The following is a 21,675-nucleotide window of genomic DNA, read 5'->3' on the forward strand; positions in this document are numbered from 1 at the left end:
GGTCGTCGGTCTGTCGATGAATGCTGAGGCCGCAAGAATACGGGCTTTGCAGGCATGTTCCGACCAGGCCGCGCTCGCAAATCGCGCCAGAATCCGCCCCTCGGCAGCGCGCTATGCCGCAGTGGCCGGAGCTATCGACAGCGGGATGGTCACGGGCCCGTCGTTGAGCAGGTGCACCTGCATGTCGGCCCCGAAGCGGCCCGTGGCGACTTCCGGGTGCAGGGCACGCGCCCGCTGGACGATGTAGTCGTACAGGCGCTCGCCCTCGTCCGGCGGCGCGGCGCGCGTGAAGCTGGGGCGGTTGCCGCCGCCGGTGTCGGCCGCCAGCGTGAACTGGCTGACGATGAGCAGGCCGCCGCAGGCGCCCTGCCCGTCCAGGTCCTGCACGCTGCGGTTCATCTTGCCCGCGTCGTCGGCAAAGATGCGCAGCTTGAGCATCTTGGCCAGCAGCTTGTCGGCCTCGGCCTCGGTGTCGCCGCGCTCGGCGCAGACCAGGGCCAGCAGGCCGGGGCCTATGCTACCGGCGACCTGGCCGTCGATTTCCACGCGCGCCTGTTTCACGCGCTGCAGGATGCTGATCATTGTTCGGGGTTCGGGTTCTTGTCGGTGGATGGGGAAGGAGTGTCCGCCTGGCCCGCTGCCTCGATGGCGGCTTCCATGGCGGTCTGCATGCCCAGGGGCAGCAGCTCGATGCGCGCATACAGCCCGGGCACGGCCTGCAGCAGTTCGGCCTCGATCTCGGTGCGCAGCCGCGCGGCGCGGGCCACGCTCCAGTCGCCGGGCACATGCATGTGCAGGTCGGCAAAGCTGCGCTCGCCGGCACGCCGGCTGGAGATGTTGTCGAAGACCACGCCCTGCTCGCGGTGCGCATGGCGGTCCAGAACGGCGTCGATACGCAGGCGCTCGGGCGCGTCCAGCGCCTGGTCCATCAGACCCTGGGACGACTGCCAGACCAGTTGTGCGCCCTGCACGCAGATGTTGAGCGCCACGCCTATGGCCACGGCCGCGTCCAGCCACAGCCAGCCTGTGAGCGATGCGCCGATCAGGCCGATGACGACGCCGGCCGAGGTCCAGACATCGGTGAGCAGGTGGCGGGCATCCCCCTCCAGCGCCATGGAGCGGTGCTGGCGCGCCGAGCGCAGCATGACCACGGCCAGCAGGCCGTTGAGGGCCGAGCTGATCACGGACAGCGCCAGGCCCCAGCCCAGTTGCTCCAGCGGCTGCGGGTTCCACAGCCGCGCCAGCGCCGCCCAGGCGATGGCCAGGCTGGCGCCGATGACCAGGATGCCCTCGAAGCCCGCAGAGAAGTACTCGGCCTTGTGGTGGCCATAGGGATGATCGGTGTCGGCCGGCCGCTTGGCGATGGTGACCATGGTCAGCGCGAACACGGCACCGGCCAGGTTGACGAAGGATTCGAGCGCGTCCGACAGCAGGCCCACCGAGCCCGTGAGCCACCAGGCCAGGGTCTTGAGCACGATGGTCAGCAGCGCCACGACCACCGAGATGCGCAGCAGGCTGTGCGGCGCCATCCAGTCGGGTGCGTTGGCGGTAGATGGAGTGGACTCGGCCATGCTGCGCTGCGATAGGTGGGGGTGCCGTGGATTAGACCACTGCGCATGCGATGCGCATGCCAGAATCCGCGCCATGAACTGGTGGCGACATGCGGCATGGTGGGTGCTGGCCTGGGCCGTGGCCGCATGCTGCGGCGCGGCCTGGCTGGCGCATGGGCGCCTGCAGTCGCTGCGCGAGGTCTTCGATACCGATGCCCGCATTGCCCACCGGCTGCTGAGCCAGCGCATGGTGCAGCACGATGCCATCCTGGGCACGCTGGCGCTGCTGCAGCCGCGCCAGCCCGCGCCCGACCAGGCCTCGTGGAAGCAGTTGCCGCGCCTGTATCCGCAGGTGCTGGATGTGGCGCGCCGCTCGGCCGCCGCAGGCGAGTCCTGGCCCGCGCCCTGGCCGCACGGCATGGCCGAGGCCGAGCGCCGCTCCCAGGCCAGCGGCCATGCCGAACTGGCCCTGGCCGATCTGGCCCGGGGCCGCCTGTACCTGGTGCAGGCCGGGCTGCCGGCCAGCTATGCATTGCTGTTGGACCTGCGCGCCACCATTCCCGCCGACGAATGGCCCATGCCACCGGCCACCAGCCCGGTGCGCGCCTGGCTGGCCCTGGGCGGGCAGGAATTCCTGATCCAGCCCGGCAGCACCGGCTCGCCAGGCTGGAACACATGGTCCTGGGAGGTGAGCAAGACCCTGGCCTCGCCCAGCCAGCCGCTGGTGCTGTACCTGCGCCAGCCGCTGGACGCCTCGGTGCTGCCCTGGACGGCCATGCTGGGCTGGGCCCTGGGCTGCGCGCTGGCCGTGGCCGCGCTGCGCGCCCTGCTGCGACAGCGCGTGGCCCGCCGCCGCGCCGAGCAATTGCTGCAGCTGGGCCAGGTGGCGCGGCTCAATACGCTGGGCGAACTGGCCGCCGGCATGGCGCATGAGCTGAACCAGCCGCTGACGGCCGTGCTGTCCAACAGCCAGGCCGCGCGCCGCCTGCTGGCCGAGGACCCGCCCGAGATGGACGCCGCCCGCCAGGCCATGACGCAGGCGGCCGAGCAGGCCAAGCGTGCGTCCGCCGTGGTAGGCCGGCTGCGCCGCCTGGTGGAGCAACCGGGGCTTGCGCCCCAGGCCGAGCCGCTGGATCTGAACCAGGCCGTTGCCGAAGCGCTTTATCTGCTGGAGCCCGAGCTGCGGCGCCGCCAGGTCCAGGTCAAGGTGCAGATGAAAGTGCAGGCCGCCGATCTGCCCGCCGCCCAGGCCGACCCCGTGGCCGTGCAGCAGATACTGCACAACCTGCTGGTCAATGCGCTGCAGGCCATGGACGAGCAGCCGCCCGCAGCCCGCCATCTGCGGGTGGAGCTGGAACGACGCGACACCCGCCTGCTGGTGGCGGTGCAGGACAGCGGACCCGGCGTGGCGCCCGAGATGCGCCAGCGCCTGTTCACCCCGTTTGCCACGGGCCGCGCCCAGGGGCTGGGCCTGGGCCTGACGTTGAGCCAGAGCCTGGCCGAATCCATGGGCGGCAGCCTGGAGCTGGCCGCCTCGGGACCGGGCGGCGGAGCCCGCTTCGAGCTGCTGCTGCCTGCGGCGTGCGCCAGTGCATGCGCCAATGCATCCACGGCACGCGCCGCCCCCACCGCATCCACACCACCACCACCGAACCCATGACCGCCGCGCCTGCCCAAGACCTGTCCCCGCTGATCCATCTGGTCGATGACGACGAGGCCGTGCGCGACAGCCTGGCCCTGCTGATCGGCACCGTGGGCCTACGCGTGCAGTGCTGGGCCGATCCGCTGGCCTTTCTCGAAGGGCTGGACCGCCAGGGCATAGGCGCCATCGTGATGGACGTGCGCATGCCCGGCATCGGCGGACTGGCCCTGCTGGGCCGGCTGGTGGAGCAGGGCGTGGACCAGCCCGTGATCATGCTCACCGGCCATGGCACGGTGGACATGTGCCGGCGCGCCTTCAAGGCCGGCGCGGCCGAGTTCCTGGAAAAGCCCGTGGACGACGAGGTGCTGATCGACGCGCTGCAAGGCGCCGTGCGCCAGCATGTGCAGTCGCGCGAACGCCAGCAGGCCGACCGCGATGCGCAGCAGCGCTTCGCCCAGCTCTCGGCACGCGAGCGCGAGGTGCTGGCGCTTATCGTGCAGGGCCTGACCAACAAGGAGATTGGCCGCAGCCTGGAGCTGTCGCCGCGCACGGTGGAAACGCACCGTGCCAACCTCTTCGCCAAGCTGGAGGCGCCCAGCCTGGCCCAGCTCATACGCCGCTACGCCAGCCTGGCGGACACGGCGGCAGGCGCCTGAAGCGCCACCTCCTCGCCCAGCAGCGCGCCTGGCTTCTCCGTATTTCTACGCAGCGCCGAGCGTAACCGTCCGAATGGTGCGCAGCGGCGGCATTTTCTACAGTGCATGCATGCCGTCCGGGCTTGTGGCCCGGGCCGTCCTGACCCCGAAGGAGAAGACCATGCAACGCCACGCCACCAAGCTCGCCACCCTCGCTGCCCTGACCCTGGGCCTGATCACCACCGCCGCCCAGGCCGAGGCCGTGCGCACGGAAAAGAACATGTCGCTGGAGCTGGCCAACCAGATCGCCGCACGCAGCGTGGCCGCCTGCGCCGCCGACGGCTATGCCGTCACCGCCACCGTGGTGGACCGTGCCGGCACCGTGCGCGCCGTGCAGCGCGCCGACAATGCCGGCCCCCACACGCTGGAGGCCAGCCGGCTGAAGGCCTATACGGCTGCCTCGGCCAAGAACAGCACGCTGGCCATCATGGAAGGCGCGCAGAAGAACCCCGGCGCCGCCAACCTGGTGAACATTCCCGGCTACCTGCTGCTAGGCGGTGGCCTGCCGGTGAAGGTGGGCAACGAGGTGATCGGCGCCGTGGGCATCGGCGGCGCGCCCGGCGGCCACCTGGACGACAAGTGCGCCCAGACTGCACTGGGCCAGGTGCAGGACCTGCTCAAGTAAAGAAGCCGCGCCGCACGTGATGCGGCGCTGCAAAAAAAAGACAGGCCGCCACGGCCGCCCCGGAGGCTCGACAGCCGCACGCGCTCCCTCGCGTCAGCGGCCGCTCACCCTCGCACAAGAGCGCTATCAAAATCTCGGCGATTCCGCTATAAATCCCCAGCGAGGGGGACGAATGCCAGAGAACGTCGATGCGCAAATCACGGGGCCCAACGATACGCTGCTGCGGCTGATAGCAGATACGGCTCCGGCCATGCTGGCCTACTTCGATGCGCGCACGCTGCGCTGCCGCTTCGCCAACATCAACTACGCACGCAATTTCGGATTGACGCCCGCCGAGGCGGTCGGCAAGACCGTGCGCGAGATCGTGGGCGAAGCCGTGTGGCAGCTCATCGCCGAGCATGTGGAGCGCGGCCTGCGCGGCGAACATGTGCGCTACGAGCGCGAGGTGCCCCAGCCGGATGGACCGCCTCGCCATATCGAATCGCTGCTGATGCCGCACTTCGAGCACGGGCAGCTGCAGGGCGCCGTGGTGCAGATCACCGACGTGAGCCACCACCACCATGTGGCGCAGAAGGTGCGCGACAGCGAAGAGCGCATGCGCAAGTTCACCGAGGTCACGACCGAGGCCATCGTCATGCACCGCGACGGCCTGATCATCGACGGCAACGAGGCCCTGTCCCGCCTGGCCGGCTACACGCTGGACGAGCTGACCGGCCGCCCCATCCTCGACTACATCTGCCCCGAGTTCCGCCTCTACGCACTGCAGTACATGCGCAGCGGCCGCGAGGACCGCTTCGACGGCGCCATCCAGCACAAGGACGGCCACCGCATCCCCGTGGAGATCGAGGCCAAGACCATGCCGGCCGAGGGCGGGCCCTACCGCATCGTGCTGGTGCGCGACATCACGCTGCGCCAGCTGGCGCAGGAGCGCATGGACTTCCTGGCCCAGCACGACCAGCTCACCCAGTTGCCCAACCGCGTGCGCCTGATCCAGATGCTGCGCCAGGCGCTGTCGCTGGCCTCGGTCAAGCGGCGCGCCCTGGCCGTGCTCATCATCGACCTGGACCACTTCAAGACCATCAACGACTCGCTGGGCCACCAGGCCGGCGACCTGCTGCTGTGCGAGGTCGCCCAGCGCCTGCGCGGCAGCGTGCGCGCCCACGACCTGGTGGCGCGCGTGGGCGGCGACGAGTTCGTGGTCGTGCTCACCGACGACCCCGATCCGCAGGAAACCGAGACACAGGCCAGCCACCTGCAGCGCATCATCGAGGCGCCCTGCGCCATCGATGGCACGCCGCTGGTGATCTCGCCATGCATGGGCATCGCCATGTACCCCGGCGACGGGAAAAACGCCGAAGAGCTGCTCAACCGCGCCGAAAGCGCCATGCACATGGCCAAGGACAGCGGCCGCCGCAACCTGCAGTTCTATGCACCCGCCCAGGACGGCCAGGCCACCCAGGCCCAGATGCTGATGCAGGAGCAGCAACTGCGCGGCGCGCTGGAGCGCGGCGAGTTCGAGCTGTACTACCAGCCCCAGACCTTCACGGCCGATGGCCGGCTGGCGGGCTTCGAGGCCCTGGTGCGCTGGCGCCATCCGCAGCGCGGCCTGGTGCTGCCCGGCGAGTTCATCGGCTTTGCCGAGGCGCGCGGCCTGATCTCGGCCATAGACCACTGGGTGCTGCGCGAGGCCTGCCGCCAGGCGCGCCAGTGGCAGGACGAGGGCCTGGCGCCGGTGCCGCTGTCCGTGAACCTCTCGGCGTTGGAATTCCGCCAGCGCGACATGGCGCGCGAGGTGGCACAGGTGCTGGAGGAAACGGGGCTGGAGGCGCGCTGGCTGCACATCGAGCTGACCGAGTCCACGCTGATGCACACCAGCGGGCAGGTGCAGGACACCTTGCAGGCGCTGCAGGCCCTGGGCGTGGGCCTGGCCATCGACGACTTCGGCACCGGCTACTCCTCGCTGGCCTACCTGCGCCGCCACCCGATCAACCAGCTCAAGATAGACCGCTCCTTCATCGCCGACGTCCCCGATAGCGAGGACGACACGGCCATCGTCACCGCCATCGTGCAGATGGGCCACAGCCTGCACCTGGACATCGTGGCGGAAGGCGTGGAAACACCTGCCCAATTGGCGCTTTTGCGCGAGCTGGGCTGCGGCATGATGCAGGGATACCTTGTGGCGCCGCCCCTGCCGGCCGAGAGGGCGCGCGCCTGGCAATTGCACAACAGTCATCCAGTCCAACGACAATAGCCCATGGTTTTGCTTCACAACCCCTCGCAGGCCTCCAGGGCCGCAGCCACCTTGCACACCGACCCCCAGCGGGCCCTGGAGCACGTACAGCAGATCTACCGGGAGCAGATAGAGCACCTTCGCTCGAACATGCAGCGCTTCGTCTCCGGCGAAACCCCGGCCGCTCCCGTCCACGCCTACTACCCCTTCGTTCGCATGCACACGAGCACCGTGGCGCGCGCCGACACGCAGCTGGCCTACGGCTTCGTCGAGGGCCCGGGCACGCACGAGGCCACGCTCACGCGGCCCGACCTGTTCTCGCGCTACTACGCCGAGCAGTTCCGCCTGCTGATCAAGAGCCACGGCGTGCCGCTGGAGGTGGGCCTGAGCGACAAGCCCATTCCCATCCACTTCTCGTTCGCCGAGAACGACCACATCGAGGGAACGCTCACGCGCGAGCGGCGCCAGCTGATGCGCGACGTGTTCGACCTGCCCGACCTCGAAGCCATGGACGACGGCATTGCCAACGGCACCTGGCGCCCGCATCCCGGCGAGGCCCTGCCGCTGTCCCTGTTCACCGCCCCGCGCGTGGACTACTCGCTGCACCGCCTGCGCCACTACACGGGCACCCAGCCCGAGTGGTTCCAGAACTTCGTGCTGTTCACCAACTACCAGTTCTACATCGACGAATTCATCCGCCTGGGCCACGCCGAGATGGCCCGGGAGGACAGCGAGTACGTGGCCTTCATCGAGCCCGGCAACGTGGTCACGCGCCGCACCGGCCTGCCGGCCCAGCCCAATGACGAGCTGGGCACGCCGCCGCCGCGCCTGCCGCAGATGCCGGCCTACCACCTGGTGCGCGCCGACCACAGCGGCATCACCATGGTCAACATCGGCGTGGGCCCGGCCAATGCCAAGACCATCACCGACCACATCGCCGTGCTGCGCCCGCATGCCTGGATGATGCTGGGCCACTGCGCGGGCCTGCGCAACAGCCAGCAGCTGGGCGACTACGTTCTGGCCCACGCCTATGTGCGCGAGGACCATGTGCTGGACGAGGAGCTGCCGCTGTGGGTGCCCATTCCCGCGCTGGCCGAAATCCAGCTGGCACTGCAGCAGGCCGTGGCCGACGTCACGCAGATGGACGGCCCCGACCTCAAGCGCATCATGCGCACCGGCACCGTGGCCAGCACCGACAACCGCAACTGGGAGCTGCTGCCCAACAACCTGCCCCAGCTGCGCTTCAGCCAGAGCCGCGCCGTGGCGCTGGACATGGAAAGCGCCACCATCGCGGCCAACGGCTTCCGCTTCCGCGTGCCCTATGGAACGCTGCTGTGCGTGTCCGACAAGCCGCTGCACGGCGAGATCAAGCTGCCCGGCATGGCCAACCACTTCTACCGCGAGCGCGTGGACCAGCATCTGCGCATCGGCATGCGCGCCATCGACATCCTGCGCGAAGGCGGCACCCAGCGCCTGCACAGCCGCAAGCTGCGCAGCTTCGCGGAGGTGGCGTTCCAGTAGCGCCCCGCCACCGGCCACCGCTTCTCACGGGCCACGCTTCGCACCGCCATCCAGGGACGCACATGCCATCCACGCTGCCTACCCTGGACTTTTTCTCCATGACCGCCGTCGTGGCCATCAACATGATGGCCATGTCGGCCGCCCTGCCGCTGGCCATGGGGCGTCGCGTCAGCGGTGCGGCGCGCCATGCGCAGCACTTCTTCCTGATGCAGGCCGTGGCCTGGACCCTCATCCTGATCGCCAGCCGCCTGCCCCACGGCCTGATGGGACGTGACCTGCTGTCGCTGGGCGCGGCGGCGTTGGCCGCCACCGCCCAGTGGCAGATGGCGCGCGCCCTGCGTGAATGGCTGGGGCCGCGCCCGATGCTGCTGGAGCGCGGCCTGATCGCGCTGTGCGTGCTGGGGCCGCTGGGCTTTGCGTTGCTGCTGCCCCAGGCGGCCCTGCGCACCGGCTGGTTCAGTGCCGTCCATGGCCTGTGCCTGATGGCGTTGGCCGGCCTGTGCCTGGACCCACAGCGGCCCGTGGCGCGCAGCTGGCGCTACCTGATGTGCGGCGTGGCCGCCTTCATGGGGCTGATGCTGTTCGTGCGCAGCTACCTGGCCCTGGCCACGCCCTTCCTGCCCAGCTTCACCGCAGACAGCGGCGCCAACCAGATCTTCGCCCTGCTGACCACGCTGAGCAGCACGCTGCTCATGGTGGCCGTGCTCGTGGCCTGGCGCGACGAGACCAGCCAGCAACTGCGCGACCTGGCCTTGCAGGACATGCTCACCGGGCTGCCCAACCGCCGCGCCCTGCTGGAGCGCGCACCTGCCATGCTGGCCCATGCCCAGCGCCACCGCCAGGCCCTGGCCCTGGTGATGCTGGACCTGGACCACTTCAAGCATGTCAACGACGAGCACGGCCACGCCGTGGGCGACCAGACGCTGTGCCTGTTCGCCCGCCTGCTGCAGCAGCAGCTGCGCAGCGACGAAATCGCCGCGCGCTGGGGCGGCGAGGAGTTCTGCCTGCTGCTCTACACCACGGACGACGGCGTGGACACCCTGTGCACCCGCCTGCAGTCCGCGCTGCTGCAGGCCTCGCGCAAGGTGCTGGGCTTCGAAGTGCGCTTCAGCGCCGGCTGCGCCCACGCACCCCAGGCCTGGAACGGCCTGTGCCTGGAACTGATGCTGGCCCCCGCAGACGCCGCCCTCTACGCCGCCAAGCGCCGCGGGCGCGACTGCTGGACGCAGGTGCGGCTGAGTCCGGTGGCCGCGTCCGAGGAGCAGGGGCCGCAGCCGTCGGCCTCCATCCCTGAGCAGGCCATGGCGCACGGGCGCACGCCAGGCACCTAGCGCGCGCCGTGGCGGATCATGTCCACCGCCTTCTCCGCAATCATCACCGTGGGCGCATTGGTGTTGCCGCTGACGATGCGCGGCATGACCGAGGCATCGACCACGCGCAGGCCCTTGATGCCGTAGACACGCAGCTGCGCATCGACCACGTCCATGGGCCCCGGCCCCATGCGGCAGCTGCCCACGGGGTGGTAGATGGTGTCGGCATGGCTGCGGATGAAGGCCTCGATGCCTGCATCGTCCTGCGCGCCGGCCGAGGCCGGCATCTCGCACCCGCCCAGGGCCGCCAGCGCAGGCTGGGCCAGGATCTCGTGGGCGCGGCGCACGCCGTTCACCATGCGCCGCAGGTCCTGCGCATCGGAGAAAAAGGCCGGGTCCACCAGCGGCAGGGCCAGCGGATCGGCGCTGGCCAGGCGCAGGCTGCCGCGGCTGGCCGGCTGCAGCACGCAGACATGCAGCGAATAGCCATGGCCCCAGACCGTCTTGCGCCCGTGGTCCACCAGCTTGGCGACGACGAAGTGCAGTTGCAGATCGGGCGCAGGCTCGCCAGGGCTGCTGCGGATGAAGCCGCCCGCCTCGGCAAAGTTGGTGGTCAGCATGCCGCGCCGCTGGCTGCGCCATTGGCCCACGGCGGCCAGCAATCTGCGCGCACCGCCCAGTGACAGGCCGAAGCTGTCGGTCAGCTGCGCGCCATCGACCACCAGCACCACATCCGGGTGGTCATGCAGATGGGCGCCCACGCCGGGCAGATGGTGGACCACATCGATTCCCAGCGAACGCAGGTGCTCGCCCGGCCCCACGCCAGACAGCATCAGCAGCTGCGGCGACAGCAGTGCGCCGCCGCAAAGCAGCACCTCGCGCCGGCAGTGCAGTTGCTGCACCGTACCGCCCTGCAGGTACTCCACGCCCACGGCGCGCCGGCCCTCGAACAGAATGCGCAGCACCTGGGCAGCCGTTTCCACGCGCAGATTGGGCCTGGCACGGTACGGCGCCAGATAGGCCTTGGCGACGTGGTGGCGCTCGCCGTTGCGCTGGGTGACCTGGTACAGGCCCACGCCCTCCTGCGCCGGGCCGTTGAAATCCGCGTTGTGCGCATGGCCGGCCTGCACGCCCGCCTGCACGAAGGCCCGGGACAGCGGGTTGGGATCGCGCAGGTCGGCCACGTTCAGCGGCCCGCCCGCGCCATGCCAGGCATCGGCGCCGCGTTCGTTGTGTTCGGCGCGCAGGAAATAGGGCAGCACCTCGCTCCAGCTCCAGCCCGGGTTGCCCTGGGCCGCCCAGTGGTCGTAGTCGGCCGGCTGACCGCGCACATAGACCATGGCATTGACCGCGCTGGAGCCGCCCAGCACCTTGCCGCGCGGCTGGTGGCCGCGCCGCCCGCCCAGACCCGGCTGCGGCACGGTGGACAGGCCCCAGCTGTGGCGACCGCCCTTGGCCATGGCGGCCATGCCCGCCGGACAGTGGATGAGCACGCTGGAGTCGGGGGGCCCGGCCTCCAGCAGCGCCACCTGCGTCTCAGCATCCTCGCTGAGCCGCCCGGCCAGCACCGAGCCCGCCGATCCCCCTCCGATCACGATGAAATCCAGCATGTCTCCCCTCCCCTGCGGTTTAGCCATCCACTGTTGCAGTCGCCTGCGCGGCGCCGCAAGCCGGGGCAAACCCGGTGGATGCTCCGAATCCCGCTACGATCGCCGGATCGCATTCACTTTGTTCGTTTGAGGAGACTGACAGTCATGGCAATTCAAACCGTAGGCATCATCGGCGCAGGCACCATGGGCAACGGCATCGCGCAGGCCTGCGCGGTATCGGGCATCGACGTGGTCATGGTGGACATCTCTGAGGCCGCCGTCCAGAAGGGCGTGGCCACCGTCTCGGGCAGCCTGGACCGCCTGATCAAGAAGGAAAAGCTGACCGAGGCAGAGAAGACCGCCGCCCTGGCCCGCATCAAGACATCGACCGACTACGCGGCGCTGAAGGGCGCGCAACTGGTCATCGAGGCCGCCACCGAGAACTACGAGCTCAAGGTCAAGATCCTCAAGCAGCTGGACGCGCTGCTGGATGCCGACGTCATCGTCGCCACCAACACCTCGTCCATCTCCATCACCCAGCTGGCCGCCGTGACGGGCCGTGCCGACAAGTTCATCGGCATGCACTTCTTCAACCCCGTGCCCATGATGGCGCTGGTGGAGATCATCGTCGGCCTGCAGACCAGCGACGAGACGCACGCCACGGTCAAGGAACTGTCCGAGCGCCTGGGCAAGAGCCCCATCACCGTCAAGAACGCCCCCGGCTTCGTGGTCAACCGCATCCTGGTGCCCATGATCAACGAGGCCTTCTTCGTGCTGGCCGAAGGCCTGGCATCGGCCGAGGACATCGACGCCGGCATGAAGCTGGGCTGCAACCAGCCCATCGGCCCCCTGGCCCTGGCCGACATGATCGGCCTGGACGTGTGCCTGGCCGTGATGGAGGTCTACCTCAAGGAATTCGGCGACAGCAAGTACCGTCCCTGCCCCCTGCTCAAGGAAATGGTGGCCGCCGGCCGCCTGGGCCGCAAGACGGGCCGCGGCGTGTACAGCTACTGATACACGGCCTTGGCCTGCCGGCCCGCTCGGGCCGGCCGTCTTCTGCGCGACTGCGCCCTCCAGCGGCCTGCTCTAAGGTCCATGCGCAGGAGACAACCATGGACATCAACACACCCACCCCGCCGCCCGAAGGCTGCATCAGCTGCGAAGTGCGCGGCCATGTGCTGCTGATCGGCATCAACCGCCCCGCCAAGCGCAACGGCTGGACGCCGCCCATGTTCCAGCAGCTGGCCGAGGCCTATACGCGCCTGGACGACGATCCCGAGTTGCGCGTGGGCGTGCTGCATGCGTTTGGCAGCCATTTCACAGCGGGGCTGGACCTGCCGGTGATGGCGGAGTACCTGCGCTCGGGCAGGAAGGCCATCCCGCAAGGCCTGGTGGAGCCGCACGACTACGGCCTGGTCGGCTACCGGCGCCGCGCCAAGCCCATGGTGGTGGCGGTCAAGGGCATTTGCTTCACGGTGGGCATCGAGCTGATGCTGGGCGCCGACATCGTGGTCGCGGCCGATGACTGCCGCTTTTCCCAGCTGGAGGTGCAGCGCTGCATCATGCCCACGGGCGGCGCCACGCTGCGCATGGCCGAGCGTGCGGGCGTGGGCAATGCCATGCTGCACCTGCTCACGGCCGATGAGTTCGACAGCGCCGAGGCCTATCGCCTGAACTTCGTGCAGAAGGTGGTGCCAGCGGGCCAGGAACTGGCCGAGGCCCTGCGCATTGCCGAGCGGATTGCCGCCCAGGCCCCGCAGGCCGTGGTGGCCACGCGGCTCAATGTGCTCAAGGCCATCGAGCTGGGCCAGGCCGCCGCCGTGGCCGACTTCATTCCCGTGCAGCAGCGCCTGGCCAGCAGCGAGGATGCCGCCGAAGGCGTGCGCTCCTTCATCGAGAAACGCCCCGCGCGCTTCACGGGCCGTTAGGCCTTTCTCGCCCTCCCGATCTTCCCCCTCAGATCTGGAGGGATTTCCTCAATTAAGTTGTGCGCAATTTAATTGACAGCAATAATTCAGCCCATGCCACGCAATGCCCTGCCCACCGACACCCCCGAGCTTCTGCGCCTGGACAACCAGGTCTGCTTTGCGCTGTACTCGGCGTCGCTGGCCATGACCAAGCTGTACAAGCCCCTGCTCGACGGCATCGGCCTGACCTATCCGCAGTACCTGGTGATGCTGGTGCTGTGGGAGCGCGACGGCCTGACCGTGTCGGAGATCGGCGAGCAGCTGACCCTGGATTCGGGCACGCTGACGCCGCTGCTCAAGCGGCTCGAAGGCGCGAACCTGCTGGAGCGGGTGCGCGATGCGCAGGACGAGCGCCGCGTGCGCATCACGCTCACCCCGCAAGGCCGGGCACTGCGCGATGCGGCTGAAAAGATTCCCGCCTGCGTGCTGCAAAGCACGCAGTGCACGCTGCCCGAGTTGCAGGCGCTGACGCAGCAACTCGGCGCACTGCGCGAGCGGCTGGCGCCGCGCCGCAGCGACTGACAACGGATTGCCGATTTCCTCCACCCGTCCGCACAGCCGGACAACTTTGCAAAAGGAAGACACCATGGCCCAGCTCGAAAAAGTCCTGTACACCGCACGTGCCCACACCACCGGCGGCCGCGACGGCGCCTCGCGCACCGATGACGGACGCCTGGACGTGACACTTTCCTCGCCAGGCACCAGCGGCACGGGCACCAATCCCGAGCAACTGTTCGCCGCAGGCTACTCGGCCTGCTTCATCGGCGCCATCAAGGCCGTGGCCGGCAAGCAGAAGATCAGCCTGCCGCAGGATCTGTCCATCGACGCTGAAGTGGACCTGGGCACCATCCCCAACGCCTACGGCATCGCTGCCCGCCTGAAGGTCAGCCTGCCCGGCATGGACAAGGCCGCCGCCCAGGCCCTGGTGGACGCAGCCCACCAGGTCTGCCCCTACTCCAACGCCACGCGCGGCAACATCGACGTGCAGATCACCCTGGTCTGATCAGGCCCAGCCCGGCCGCTCCCGCCATTGCAACCTGCGACCCCGGAGGTCGTAGCGTGCATGGCAGGTCAACGGGCCGTGCAAGGCGTCGGCCGCATAGCTGACCAGCGCGATCTCGCCCACGGCGGCCTGCCAGTGCTCCAGCACCGGCAGGCCGCTTATCCATTGCAGCACCTGGGCGCGTGGCCAGGCGGCGCTCCAGGCGCCCAGCGTCACATGGGGTACATAGGGGCGCAGCGCCTCGGTCAGCGCCAGTTCGGGTCTTGCCGGCCTGAGTGCACCATGCAGCATGCCCAGCGTGGGCCCGCCCTGGCTGCGGTCGCGCACCTGCAGATACGGCGCCATCTCGAAACTGCCCCAGCCGCCGAATTCCAGTTGCAGCGGTGCGGCCGGCAGGTCCTGCAGCGCGTGCAAGTCGCGCGATAGTTCCGCCGCGCCGTAGGCGTCCGGCAGGGCCGCATCGCCATCCAGAAAGCCGGCCGTGGCCAGGGTCACATGCAGCTGCCGCTCGTACCGCGGAACCAGCGCAGCGGCCAGGTCCTGGCGCGCCTGCGCACAGGCGCGGCGCACGGCTTCGCCCTCACCAGGACCCAGCGCATGGAGCTCCAGCACCCAGACCGCATAGCGGCGCCGGCCCAGATGCCAGCCGCTCCAGTCGTCGGATGCGCCTGCCGCACTGGAGCTGGCGCTCGCTATGGCATGGGATTGCAGGAAATGGGGCAGCAGCGGCACGGCGGGCGAATCGGTGAAGGCTAGGCAGCCGCACAGCTTAAGCCAGCCCGGCGACAATCGCCCCATGTCCGCCACACCGCACGATCCTGATCTGAATGTCGTCCCCGACGACGACTCGCACGCCTATGCCCGCCTCACGCCCGACGTGGTGCTCGACGCCCTGGCCTCGGTCGGCCTGTGGGGCGACGGCCGGCTCACGGCCCTGGCCTCCTACGAAAACCGCGTTTACCAGGCCGTACTGGAAGACGGCGATCGCGTCGTGCTCAAGTTCTACCGCCCGGGCCGCTGGAGCCGCGATCAGATCCTGGAGGAGCACGCCTTCAGCGCCGAGCTGACGGCCGCCGAAGTGCCCGCCGTGCCCCCGCTGGTGCTGGAAGGCGCCACGCTGCACAGCCACGCGGGCTTTGATTTCTCGGTCAGCCCCTGGCGCGGAGGCCGTCCGCCCGAGCTGGACGACTTCGAGGTGCTGGAGTGGACCGGGCGCTTCCTGGCACGCATCCACACCGTGGGCGCAGCCCGGCCCTTTGCGCACCGGCCGGCGCTGGACCTGGCCACCTTCGGCAGGGACTCCATGCAATGGCTGCTGGACCGGCAAATGATTCCGCTGGAAGTGGAATCCACCTGGAAGGCCGCCTGCCAGCGCGCGCTGGACCTGATGGCACCCGCCGCCGACGGCATGAGCGCAGCCGGCCACTTCGGCCTGCACAGCGCGCGCACGCTGCGCCTGCATGGCGACTGCCATCCCGGCAACGTGCTGTGGACGCCGCTGGACGACGAAGGCCGCGGCGGCCCGCATTTCGTGGACCTGGACGATGCGCGCACCGGCCCGGCCGTGCAGGATCTGTGGATGCTGCTGTCGGGCGACCGGGGCCAGCGCACGCGCCAGCTGGGCGCCCTGCTGGATGGGTACGAGCAGTTCCGTCCCTTCGACCGCCGCGAGCTGGCCCTGATCGAGCCGCTGCGCACGCTGCGCCTGATCCACTACAGCGCCTGGCTGGCGCGGCGCCAGGACGACCCGATCTTTGCCATCAACTTCCCCTGGTTCGGCACGCCCGACTACTGGCGCGGGCAGGTGGACATGCTCAACGAGCAGATCGAGGCCATGCAGGAAGAGCCTCTATACGCCTGAGGCCACCGGGCTGCCTGCCTCCCGAAGACAGATATCTTTACAAATTGTCCAGGCCCGCGGCGCCCTATCCAGGGCTGCGGGTTCCGGGGTATTCTCGGCCCGAAATCCCATCGGCCATGCCCTACTCCGCCTTCCCACCATCGCTGCCCAACCCGCTACAGCCCTTGCCTGCCGCGCAAAAGGTGCTGGTGGTGGACGACGTTCCGGACAACGCCACCATCATCTGCCAGGTGATCAAGGATCTGTGCGGCCCGCTTGTGGCCTACACCGGCGAGGAGGCGCTGGCCCTGGCCCGCCAGTACCTGCCCGACCTCATCCTGCTGGACATCCGCATGCCGGAGATGGACGGCTTCGAGGTCTGCCGACGCCTCAAGGCCGACCTGCAGACCGCGCATATCCCCATCATCTTCCTCACCGCGCTGACCGAGCCCCATTGCGAGGAACTGGGCCTGAACCTGGGCGCCGTGGATTTCGTGACCAAGCCCTTTCGCCCGGCCGTGCTCAAGGCACGCGTGCGCACGCATCTGGAGATTGCCCAGCAGCGCCAGATGCTGCAGCTGCTGTCGCACAGCGACGGGCTGACGGGCGTGGCCAACCGGCGTTTCTTCAGTGCCCAGCTGGAGCGCGAGTTCATGCGCCTGCAGCGCCTGGGCGAGCCGCTGTCGCTGGTGATGATGGACGTGGACCACTTCAAGGCCTACAACGACCACTACGGCCATCTGGTCGGCGATGAATGCCTGAGCCAGATCTCCCAGGCCATTCAGGGCGCACTGCACCGGCCGGGCGACCTGCTGGCGCGCTATGGGGGCGAGGAATTCGTCTGCCTGCTGCCCCATACGGCGCTGGATGGCGCGGTGCTGGTGGCGCAGGGCATCGTCGATGCGCTCAGGCTGCTGGACCTGCCCCATGCCGCCTCGCCCCTGGGCCAGGCGCTGACCGTGAGCCTGGGCGTGGCCTGCATTGCGCCTTCGCCCACCAACAGTGCCCAGCAACTGCTGGCCGATGCCGATCGGCGCCTTTATCTCGCAAAAAACGCTGGTCGCGACCGCATCGTCTGGGCGGGGTGATCAGAAGCACCCCCTGAGGCGCTACGCGCCTTTCCCCTCTCTCGCACCGGCTCAGCAACGTCCATCGACGCGGCAGGTCGGCACGACCTGACCGCTGGCATCACGCCATTGCACCTGGCCGGCCGGGGTCTGAGGCGGGGCTGCAGGCGCTGGCTCCGGGGCCGGGGCCGGTTGAACGTTGGAGCGTTGCGGATCGTGCAGCACGGTGGATGAACCCACGCCCACGCCGACCCGCGCGCCGCCCACACCCGTGGAGGCGCCCACGCCTGCGCTGCCCAGCACCTGGCCGCTCTGGTTGACGCCGACGCCAACGCCGACCGGGCCCACGCCCGTGCCGACTCCGGCACTCAGCCCGCCGCTGCCCAGCCCCACGCCCACCGACACGGGGCCGACCGGAATTCCGATGCCCACGCCGCCGCCCACCGAGCCGCAGCCGGCCAGCAGCAGCGCGCAGGCGCCAAGCGCGGTCCACGCTGCCTTGCGGGATGGCTGGGAGGTCATGAAGGCGGAGGATGGAACTGGCATGCCGGACTCTCTGGACAAGGGAAAACACAGGGACGGCCACAGGGTACACCCGCCCGCCCGGCGCACGATGCCAGCGGTATGCCCGGGTCCATGCCAGGGGCTCGGAGGCAGCGAAACACTCAGGACACGCGGGTTTCTTAGAATTCACCCATTGGCCTGCGGGTCATTCCAGATTCCATGCGCTCCCGGACAGTGCCGTGGCGCCTCGGTGGCGCCAGGCCTGCGCGGCGCCGCTTTCCCCTTCGCTTTCTTCGCGCTCCCTTTTCGCTCCCTTTTCTATGCAAACCCGTTGGCCACCCTATGCGTGGGTGTGTTTTTCCATGTGCGTGGGTGTCATGGGCACCGCCCTGGCCAGCCCGCTGTACCCGCTGTACCAGCAGGCCTGGGGGCTGCAGCCCAGCCACATCACGCAGATCTTCGTGGCCTATATGTTCGGCGCGCTGGCCAGCCTGCTGTTCCTGGGCCGGCTGACCGACCGATTCGGCTTTGTCACCGTGCTGCGCGCCGGGCTGATCCTGATGACGCTGGGCGTGCTGGCCTCCGCCGTGGCCTGGAACGTGCCCAGCTTTGCGCTGGGGCGCGTGGTGATCGGCGTGGCTTCGGGGCTGATCACCACCTCGGCCTCGGTGGGCATGACCCGGCTCAACAACCGGGGCGACCTGCAGCGCGCCGCGGCCACGACCAGCCTGACCATTGCCTTCGGCTTCGGGCTGGGCCCCGTGGTGGGCGGGCTGATCGCGCAGTGGCTGCCCTGGCCGCTGGTCACGGCCTACATCCCCTCACTGGGGCTGGGGCTGCTGGCCATCTATGCGCTGTACCAGGTGCGCATCGCCGAGCCGGCCGAGCTGGCCTCCACCCAGGCACGCGCGCTGCACTGGCGCGATTTCATGCCCACCATCACGCTGCCGGAGCGCCGCTTTGCGCGCCACTACGCACTGGGCGGCATGTGCGCGTTCTGCGCCTTCGGCATGTTCAGCCTGTTCGCATCGCTGGCGCCCAGCTTCATGCAGCGCATGGTGCCTTGGCACGGGCCGGCTGTCTCGGGCCTGTCCATCGGCGTGATCCTGTTCCTCTCGGCGGGCTTCCAGTACCTGGCGCGCCCGCGCCCGACCAAGGGCTCGGCCATTGTGGGCTTTGCCTGCCTGGTGGCCTGCAACCTCCTGCTGCTGGTCAACAGCTTCGCGGGCTCGGCCCTGCTGTTCGCGCTCAGCGTGATCACCACGGCGGCGGGCCACGGCCTGTGCAACCTGGCGGGCATGTCCATCGTCAACAAGGTCTCGACACCGGCCACACGCACGGGCCTGCTGTCCACGTACCTGGTGGTCGGCTACCTGGGCACCATCGTGCCCATCCTGGGCCTGGGCTGGCTCTCGGACCATATCGGCATCACCGAGGCCCTGGTCGCCTACTGCATCGTCATGGGTGCGCTGGCCGGCTGGCTGTGCTGGATGTGCACGCGCACGCCCACGCTGCCCATGCCCAAGCACTAGTTCCGCCAAGGGCGCATGCCTGTTCAGCGAAAGTGCGGTCCCGGCCCGTCTTCGGCCAGGCAGTCGCCGTCATTGCGCAGCGGGCAGACCTTGAGGGACAGGCAGCCGCAGCCAATGCAGCCGTCGATCTGGTCGCGCAGCTGGGTCAGGCCCTGGATGCGCGCATCCAGGGCATGGCGCCAGCGCGCGGACAGCGCGGCCCAGTCGGCCTGCGTGGGCGTGCGGCCGCTGGGCAGGTCCTGCAGCGCCTCGGCAATCTCGGCCAGCGGCACGCCCATGCGCTGGGCCACCCTGATGACCGCCACGCGCCGCAGCACGGCACGCGCATAGCGGCGCTGGTTGCCGGGCGTGCGCAGGCTCTCGATCAACCCCTGGCGCTCGTAGAAATGCAGGGCCGAGACGGTGATGCCGCTGCGCCGGGCGACTTCGCCCACGGAGAGGATGGCCGGCCCGTCATGGTCGGACGCGGTGACACCGGCAGAAGACAGATTCATGGCAGCAGGAAAATAGGCGCAGGAAAAATAGGTCCAAGCAGGCCTGCATTTGACCTCAACTTTGGTTGAGGTTTCACACTGGCAAGCCTCGCCGCCCGGTCCGGCCCACTCTCAGACTCCAAGCCATACATGCCACACGACGCACTTGCCACCTCCTCGGCGCAGCCCGCAGCTTCCACGGCCCCGCAACTGCACCATCTGCAGCCCGCCGGCCTCTACGACGCCACGCCCAACGGCTACACCCATGTGGTCACCGTGCACGGGCCGGCGCAATGGGCCTTCGTCTCGGGCCAGGGCGGCGAGAACCAGGCGGGCGACCTGCCCGACAGCTTCGCGGCCCAGGCGCAGCAGGCGCTGTCCAACCTCAAGCTGGCGCTGCAGGCGGCGGGCGCGGACATGGGCCAGGTGGTCAAGCTGACCCTGCTCATCGTCGACCACTCGGAGGCCCGCTTCAACGACTGGCAGGCCGCCGTGCGCCTGCATTGGAGCGACGGTGCCCCCGGCGATGGCGCCCCCAGCAATACCCTGCCGCGCTTTCCGGCCTGCACCCTGATCCCCGTGCCCCGGCTGGCCCTGCCCGGCATGCTGATCGAGGTCGATGCCGTGGCCGCACTGCCCGCCCACGCCCAGCCCGCACGGCCGCCGCTGTGGGTCTGAGCCATCCGTTTGCCACCCATAAGCAGATAACACAGGCATTCGTCCGATGAACAGATCCTCCCCGGCCCCCGCCCTGCCCTCGCCGCCCATGCAGGCCACCGCCACGCCCGTGCTGCCCCAGAGCACCCTGCTGCTCATGGCCACGGCCTGCGGCCTGTGCGCGGGCGCCAATTACTTCAACCAGCCGCTGCTGCACTCCATCGCCATCGACCTGGGCATCAGCGAGGCGCGTGCCTCGCTGACGGTGACCATGGCCCAGGTCTCCTATGCGCTGGGACTGCTGCTGCTCGTGCCGCTGGGCGACATGCTGGAACGCCGCCGCCTGGTGCTGGGCCTGATGCTGCTGGCCGCGCTGGGCATGCTGGCCAGCGGCATGGCGCACAGCTTTGCGCTGCTGGCGGCGGGCACGCTGATGACGGGGCTGTTCTCGGTCGCGGCACAGGTGCTGGTGCCCATGGCGGCCAGCTTTGCGGCGCCCGGCGCCAGCGGGCGCGCCGTGGGGCTGGTCATGAGCGGGCTGCTGATCGGCATCCTGGCGGCACGCAGCGTGGCGGGCCTGCTGTCGGAGCTGGGCGGCTGGAATGCCGTCTACTGGGTGGGCGCCCTGGCCACGGCCGGCGTGGCCCTGCTGCTGCGGCGCGCGCTGCCCCTGGCGCAGCCGGCCCAGCCCATAGGCTATGGCGCGGTGATGCGCTCCCTGCTCACGCTGGCACGCGAGCAGCCGCGCCTGCGCAGCCGGGCGCTGATCGGCGGCATGGGCTTTGCCACGGTGAGCGTGCTGTTCTCGACCATGGCACTGCTGCTGGCCGGGCCGGGCTACGGGTTTGGCGATGCGCAGATCGGCCTCATCGGCCTGGTCGGCGTGGCCGGCGCCCTCATGGCCAACATGGCCGGCCGGCTGGCCGACCGGGGGCTGGAGCAGCGCACCACGCTGGCCGGCGGCCTGCTCATGCTGGCGGGCTGGGGGGCGCTGTGGCTGGGCGGCACCAGCCTGTGGTGGTTTCTGGCGGGGCTGCTCATCGTCGATGCCGCGCTGCAGGCCCTGCACATCAGCAACCAGAACGTGATCTATGCGCTGGCACCCTTGGCGCGCTCGCGCATCAATGCGGTCTATATGACGGGCTATTTCATCGGCGCCTCGGCAGGCTCGGCCGTGGGCTCGGCGGTCTGGCTGCACTGGGGATGGACAGGTGCCAGCGTGGCAGGCCTGATTCTGAGCCTGGCCACGCTGGCCGTCGTGGCCTGGGACAGAAGCCTGGCGCGTCAGACCCGGGCAAGCGCGTAAAAGCCGCACCAGCCTGCGGCACGCTGCGCAAGAATGCACTGCAAACGTGCCGTCTTGCGCGCCTTGTCATGCAGGAAACGCACCAATCCGATACGCCAGCGCACCAGCATGGCGCAACCGCCACTGCACCGGATTGGCACGCTAAATGCATGACAAAGGCCGTT

At 69.4% G+C, this 21,675-nt stretch carries 22 protein-coding genes; 15 read left to right on the forward strand and 7 right to left on the reverse strand.

What is annotated here, in order from left to right; translation table 11 throughout:
* Positions 1-111: 111 nt before the first annotated feature.
* Positions 112-582, reverse strand: coding sequence for a D-aminoacyl-tRNA deacylase (dtd, locus tag DELCS14_RS26235; RefSeq protein ID WP_013804311.1), 471 nt, complete (start codon positions 580-582; stop codon positions 112-114).
* Positions 579-1,571, reverse strand: a complete 993-nt coding sequence (locus DELCS14_RS26240) for a cation diffusion facilitator family transporter (protein ID WP_013804312.1) — start codon at positions 1,569-1,571, stop codon at positions 579-581. Before DELCS14_RS26240 ends, dtd begins: the two co-directional genes overlap by 4 nt.
* Positions 1,572-1,644: 73 nt before the next feature.
* Here DELCS14_RS26240 and DELCS14_RS26245 point away from each other — a divergent pair, with 73 nt between their 5' ends.
* The 6 genes from DELCS14_RS26245 to DELCS14_RS26270 all read left to right on the forward strand — a co-directional run bounded on the left by DELCS14_RS26245 (position 1,645) and on the right by DELCS14_RS26270 (position 9,594).
* Positions 1,645-3,210 (forward strand): ATP-binding protein, encoded by a 1,566-nt coding sequence (locus DELCS14_RS26245; protein ID WP_013804313.1) that lies wholly within the window; start codon positions 1,645-1,647, stop codon positions 3,208-3,210.
* Entirely contained in the window at positions 3,207-3,848 is a 642-nt protein-coding gene (locus DELCS14_RS26250; RefSeq protein ID WP_013804314.1) for a response regulator, read from the forward strand. The genes DELCS14_RS26245 and DELCS14_RS26250 overlap by 4 nt, the downstream gene beginning before the upstream one ends.
* Positions 3,849-4,008: 160 nt before the next feature.
* On the forward strand, positions 4,009-4,512 hold the full coding sequence (locus tag DELCS14_RS26255) for a heme-binding protein (protein WP_013804315.1): 504 nt from the start codon (positions 4,009-4,011) through the stop codon (positions 4,510-4,512).
* Between the two features lie 172 nt (positions 4,513-4,684).
* Entirely contained in the window at positions 4,685-6,763 is a 2,079-nt protein-coding gene (locus tag DELCS14_RS26260; protein WP_013804316.1) for an EAL domain-containing protein, read from the forward strand.
* A 3-nt stretch (positions 6,764-6,766) separates the two neighbouring features.
* Positions 6,767-8,263 (forward strand): AMP nucleosidase, encoded by a 1,497-nt coding sequence (locus DELCS14_RS26265; protein WP_012203132.1) that lies wholly within the window; start codon positions 6,767-6,769, stop codon positions 8,261-8,263.
* A gap of 62 nt (positions 8,264-8,325) precedes the next feature.
* Complete coding sequence (locus DELCS14_RS26270; RefSeq protein WP_013804317.1) at positions 8,326-9,594, forward strand: GGDEF domain-containing protein; 1,269 nt, start codon at positions 8,326-8,328, stop codon at positions 9,592-9,594.
* Here the strand turns inward: DELCS14_RS26270 and DELCS14_RS26275 are convergent.
* Positions 9,591-11,183, reverse strand: a complete 1,593-nt coding sequence (locus tag DELCS14_RS26275; protein ID WP_013804318.1) for a choline dehydrogenase — start codon at positions 11,181-11,183, stop codon at positions 9,591-9,593. The two genes, DELCS14_RS26270 and DELCS14_RS26275, sit on opposite strands and share 4 nt — an antisense overlap.
* Before the next feature lie 144 nt (positions 11,184-11,327).
* Here DELCS14_RS26275 and DELCS14_RS26280 point away from each other — a divergent pair, with 144 nt between their 5' ends.
* The 4 genes from DELCS14_RS26280 to DELCS14_RS26295 all read left to right on the forward strand — a co-directional run bounded on the left by DELCS14_RS26280 (position 11,328) and on the right by DELCS14_RS26295 (position 14,132).
* Entirely contained in the window at positions 11,328-12,176 is an 849-nt protein-coding gene (locus DELCS14_RS26280) for a 3-hydroxybutyryl-CoA dehydrogenase (RefSeq protein ID WP_013804319.1), read from the forward strand.
* A gap of 98 nt (positions 12,177-12,274) precedes the next feature.
* Positions 12,275-13,090 carry a crotonase/enoyl-CoA hydratase family protein gene (locus DELCS14_RS26285; RefSeq protein ID WP_012203128.1) on the forward strand — a complete coding sequence of 272 codons (816 nt, stop codon included), beginning with the start codon at positions 12,275-12,277 and terminating at the stop codon, positions 13,088-13,090.
* A gap of 93 nt (positions 13,091-13,183) precedes the next feature.
* Entirely contained in the window at positions 13,184-13,651 is a 468-nt protein-coding gene (locus DELCS14_RS26290; RefSeq protein ID WP_012203127.1) for a MarR family transcriptional regulator, read from the forward strand.
* Between the two features lie 64 nt (positions 13,652-13,715).
* Positions 13,716-14,132, forward strand: a complete 417-nt coding sequence (locus tag DELCS14_RS26295) for an organic hydroperoxide resistance protein (RefSeq protein ID WP_012203126.1) — start codon at positions 13,716-13,718, stop codon at positions 14,130-14,132.
* Here the strand turns inward: DELCS14_RS26295 and DELCS14_RS26300 are convergent, their stop codons facing one another.
* Complete coding sequence (locus DELCS14_RS26300) at positions 14,133-14,930, reverse strand: 2'-5' RNA ligase family protein (RefSeq protein ID WP_049801528.1); 798 nt, start codon at positions 14,928-14,930, stop codon at positions 14,133-14,135.
* Here DELCS14_RS26300 and DELCS14_RS26305 point away from each other — a divergent pair.
* Both DELCS14_RS26305 and DELCS14_RS26310 read left to right on the forward strand, forming a co-directional pair.
* Positions 14,929-15,993: a serine/threonine protein kinase gene (locus tag DELCS14_RS26305; RefSeq protein ID WP_013804321.1), complete on the forward strand. Its 1,065-nt coding sequence runs from the start codon at positions 14,929-14,931 to the stop codon at positions 15,991-15,993. The two genes, DELCS14_RS26300 and DELCS14_RS26305, sit on opposite strands and share 2 nt — an antisense overlap.
* A gap of 116 nt (positions 15,994-16,109) precedes the next feature.
* A complete protein-coding gene (locus tag DELCS14_RS26310; protein ID WP_013804322.1) occupies positions 16,110-17,060 on the forward strand; it encodes a diguanylate cyclase in 951 nt (316 codons plus the stop codon).
* Positions 17,061-17,111: 51 nt separating this feature from the next.
* On the opposite strand, the gene DELCS14_RS26315 is transcribed toward DELCS14_RS26310, so the two are convergent.
* Positions 17,112-17,585, reverse strand: a complete 474-nt coding sequence (locus tag DELCS14_RS26315; protein ID WP_013804323.1) for a hypothetical protein — start codon at positions 17,583-17,585, stop codon at positions 17,112-17,114.
* A gap of 320 nt (positions 17,586-17,905) precedes the next feature.
* Here DELCS14_RS26315 and DELCS14_RS26320 point away from each other — a divergent pair, with 320 nt between their 5' ends.
* Positions 17,906-19,075 carry an MFS transporter gene (locus DELCS14_RS26320; protein WP_013804324.1) on the forward strand — a complete coding sequence of 390 codons (1,170 nt, stop codon included), beginning with the start codon at positions 17,906-17,908 and terminating at the stop codon, positions 19,073-19,075.
* A gap of 23 nt (positions 19,076-19,098) precedes the next feature.
* Here the strand turns inward: DELCS14_RS26320 and soxR are convergent, their stop codons facing one another.
* On the reverse strand, positions 19,099-19,569 hold the full coding sequence (gene soxR / locus DELCS14_RS26325; protein ID WP_013804325.1) for a redox-sensitive transcriptional activator SoxR: 471 nt from the start codon (positions 19,567-19,569) through the stop codon (positions 19,099-19,101).
* A gap of 129 nt (positions 19,570-19,698) precedes the next feature.
* On the opposite strand from soxR, the gene DELCS14_RS26330 reads away from it, so the two are divergent.
* Both DELCS14_RS26330 and DELCS14_RS26335 read left to right on the forward strand, forming a co-directional pair.
* Positions 19,699-20,226: a RidA family protein gene (locus DELCS14_RS26330; RefSeq protein WP_013804326.1), complete on the forward strand. Its 528-nt coding sequence runs from the start codon at positions 19,699-19,701 to the stop codon at positions 20,224-20,226.
* A 46-nt stretch (positions 20,227-20,272) separates the two neighbouring features.
* The gene (locus DELCS14_RS26335; RefSeq protein WP_013804327.1) at positions 20,273-21,511 is read left to right on the forward strand and encodes an MFS transporter; all 1,239 of its coding nucleotides are present in this window, start codon (positions 20,273-20,275) and stop codon (positions 21,509-21,511) included.
* Here DELCS14_RS26335 and DELCS14_RS31445 read toward each other — a convergent pair.
* Positions 21,490-21,621 carry a hypothetical protein gene (locus DELCS14_RS31445; protein WP_267233768.1) on the reverse strand — a complete coding sequence of 44 codons (132 nt, stop codon included), beginning with the start codon at positions 21,619-21,621 and terminating at the stop codon, positions 21,490-21,492. The genes DELCS14_RS26335 and DELCS14_RS31445 overlap by 22 nt on opposite strands.
* Positions 21,622-21,675: the final 54 nt, after the last annotated feature.

The organism is Delftia sp. Cs1-4 (assembly GCF_000214395.1).
Taxonomy (GTDB): Bacteria; Pseudomonadota; Gammaproteobacteria; order Burkholderiales; family Burkholderiaceae_C; genus Comamonas; species Comamonas acidovorans.